This window comes from Kribbella sp. NPDC020701, assembly GCF_055562215.1.
The window spans coordinates 1-3,503 of the sequence record NZ_JBVHFT010000054.1; the positions used below are offsets into that span (position 1 = coordinate 1).

A 3,503-nucleotide genomic window follows, 5' to 3' on the forward strand; every position below is an offset into this window, starting at 1 on the left:
AGGAGAGAAGTTTCTCTTCGGACGCGGCAAAGACTTTCCTTTCCAGACGACCCAATCTTAGTTGGACCGCTGTCCGGGACCTTCGGGGCACCTCATACCCAGTCGGTCGATGGTTTGGACGCGGGTTGAGTGGACTGGGCAACGGCCAGTTGACGGCTGGAAACGAGGTCACCGAACAACAGATGGCGGCACTCTTCGGACGAGCGGAAGACCCGCTCACGGGTACGAAGCTCGGCGAGCCGTATCGCATCTACAAGACCCCCATGGAACGCATCGCCGAGCAAGTGCGCGCACTTGACCCGGCCATGATGCCCGCCCAGCGCGAACATGCGATCGAGCAAATCCGACAGACCGAAGCACGCCAGAAGACGCGGCAAGCGATAGCCGGCTACGACCTCACGTTCTCCCCGGTCAAGTCAGTATCAGCCCTGTGGGCAACCTCCGACGTCGGCGTACAAGAGCAGATCGTCGCCGCCCACCACGAGGCCGTCAACGACGTACTGACGTTGATCGAAGAGCAAGCCGTCTTCACTAGAACCGGTGAGGACGGCGTCGCGCAGATTGAGACCCGCGGTGTCATCGCGACCGCGTTCGATCACTGGGACACCAGAAGCGGCGACCCGCAGCTCCACACCCACCTCGTCGTCGCGAACCGCGTCCAGGGCGCAGACGACGGCCGCTGGCGCACCGTCGACGGCAGAGTCCTGTACGCCGCGGCCGTGGCGATGTCCGAAGTACACAACGCACTGCTCGCCGACGACCTAAGTCGCCGACTAGGCGTCAGGTGGCAACTCCACGAACGCGGAGAACGCCGAAACCCAGCCTTCGAGATCGAAGGAATCCCAGACGAGCTGATGCGCGAATTCTCTGCACGAACTCAACAGATCGAGACCAATCTCGCCACACTCCTAACCGAGCGCGCCGGCGAAGCCCATCCACCCGGCCGACGCGAGATGTACGTCCTTCGACAGCAAGCAACCCTGATGAACCGTCCGGCCAAGCACCTGGCCAAACCGCTCGCTGAGCTGATGCGAAACTGGCGCGAACGCGCCGATCGAGTCACGCACGGCCAAGCGGGCGCGATCATCGAGAAGGTTCTCAACCAGGCCATGGATCGGCCAGTTATGGCCGCGGACCTGAGCCCCGAGACTATCCACGCATACGGTGTCACGACAGTGCTCGCTCTGCAGACGAAGCGCTCCACCTGGACGCGCTGGAACCTCCTCGCCGAGGCAGCCCGCCAGACTCGCCTGCTTCGACTGGCGACCACCGAAGATCGCCTTCAGGTGCTCGAGGCAATCGTGCACGACGCCGAGCACCAGTCGATCAGCATCACGCCACCCGCCACCTTCACAGCACCACTCAGCCGCGCCGACGGCCAGAGCGTCTTCACCATCCACAGCGGGGAGATCTTCACATCCCCAGTGATCCTCGGCGCCGAAAGTGTGCTGCTGGAACTCGCCGGTAAGCTCGGCGGCCCGACCATCCCTGTCCGCCACTTACGCGCTCCCAACCTGAGCGACGACAAGATCCAAGCACTGCACCGGATAGCGCTCAGTGGTCAGACAGTCGAAGCTCTCGTCGGACCAGCTGGCACCGGCAAAACCAGCCTTCTTGCTGCTATCAGAACGCGCTGGGAAGCAGAACACGGCGAAGGGTCAATCATCGCCCTGGCGCCCTCATCCGCAGCAGCAACGGTACTGTCCGACACTCTCGGACTCTCCGCGGACAATGTCGCCAAATGGATTCACGAGTCCGCTGGCGTCGCAGCAGATCAACGCAACCGTTGGATCGGCGAGCTCGAACGCGCAGCCCAGGCCGCCGAGACCGCGGGCCGCCGCCGACGTCACCAGCGGATCGTCGCAGAACTAGCCCGCGCATACGCCGAACGCGACAGATGGCACTTCCGCCGAAACCAACTCATCATCGTCGACGAAGCCTCGATGGCCGGCACCATGGAACTCGCCGCCCTCGCCCGCGAAGCCGACAAAGCCGGCGCCAAACTCCTCCTCGTCGGCGACGACGCCCAACTCGGCGCCGCAGACACCGGCGGCGCCTTCCGCCTCATCGCCAACGACACCAATGCTGCCGAACTCAGCGACGTATGGCGCTTCAGCAACGACTGGGAACTCGAAGCGAGCCTCCAACTCCGCAGCGGACACCACCAAGTCATCGATCTCTACGACGACCACGACCGGCTCTCACACGGATCCCTCGAAGACATGGAGAACGCCGCCTATCAAGCCTGGCAAGCCGACACCACTGCCGGCCAAACCAGTCTCCTCATCGCCGCCAACAACACCACCGTCACCCTCCTCAACGCCCGCGCCCGACTCGACCGAGTCACCACAGGCGAGGTCGAACCCGACGGAATCGTCCTCCACGACGGCAACCATGTAGGCCTTGGAGACCGCATTGTCACCCGGCTCAACAACCGCCGCCTCCGGATCGGCAAACGCGGCTTCGTCCAGAATGGCAACCACTGGACCGTCATCCGCCGCTGGGACGACGGCTCGCTCACCGTCCAGAACGACGACCTGCAAACCGTCACCCTCCCCAGCGCCTACGTACGCGAATCCGTCGAACTCGCATACGCCACCACCGCGCACCGCGCCCAAGGCGCGACCGTCGACACCGCACACCTACTCGTCACCGACAAGCTCACTCGAGCTTTGATGTACGTCGGCATGACCCGCGGCCGCGACAGCAACCGCGCGTACGTCGCCACCCACACAACGGCCGCCGAGATGCACGAACCCCAGCTCCTGCAAACCATGCAATACGTCCTCGAGACCATCCTGGAACAAGATGGCATCGAACGCTCAGCCCACGAAGTCATGCGAACAGAACTTGACAACGCCACCCGCCTCGACCGCCTAGTCCCCATCCACGAACACCTCTGCCAACTAGACGCCCGCGAACGCTACCGTCCCGCCATCACCAGCAGCGGCCTCGACCCCGTCGACCAAGCCGCCCTCCAGTCCTCCCCCGCGTTCGGCCCTCTCATAACCGCCCTCCGGCGAGCCGAACTCCTAGGCCTCGACGTCCCCAACACCCTCCACCAGGCCGTCGCCCAGTCCTCCCTCACGACCGCCAACGATGTCGCATCAATCCTCCACGCCCGCGTCGAACGAATCATCGCCCGAGCGGAGCGACGCACGCGCTCGACAGCAACAGCGCTCATCGCCGGCCTTCTCACGCCCGCCGTCCACGTCTCCAACCCCACCTACAAAGCTGCTCTCCAGGAGATCGAGTCACAGGTCGCCCAGCGCGCAGACTGGCTAACCGAACAAGCCGCGTCGGCCAACGAGTCGTGGTACCGACAGCTCAAGGATTCCGTTCCAGAGTCGACCGAACTACCGCACCAACTCATCCGCGACATCGCCGCCTACCGCGAGCGCTATCAAGTGAGGTGCCCCGAAGGTCCCGGACAGCGGTCCAACTAAGATTGGGTCGTCTGGAAAGGAAAGTCTTTGCCGCGTCCGAAGAGAAACTTCTCTCCT

General features: G+C 63.8%; 1 protein-coding gene. It reads left to right on the forward strand.

Translation table 11 applies throughout. The features are described from left to right. On the forward strand, positions 1–3,446 hold a 3,446-nt coding region (mobF, locus tag ACZ3HV_RS44415; protein WP_465693922.1), incomplete at its 5' end, for a MobF family relaxase. Positions 3,447–3,503 lie beyond the last annotated feature (57 nt).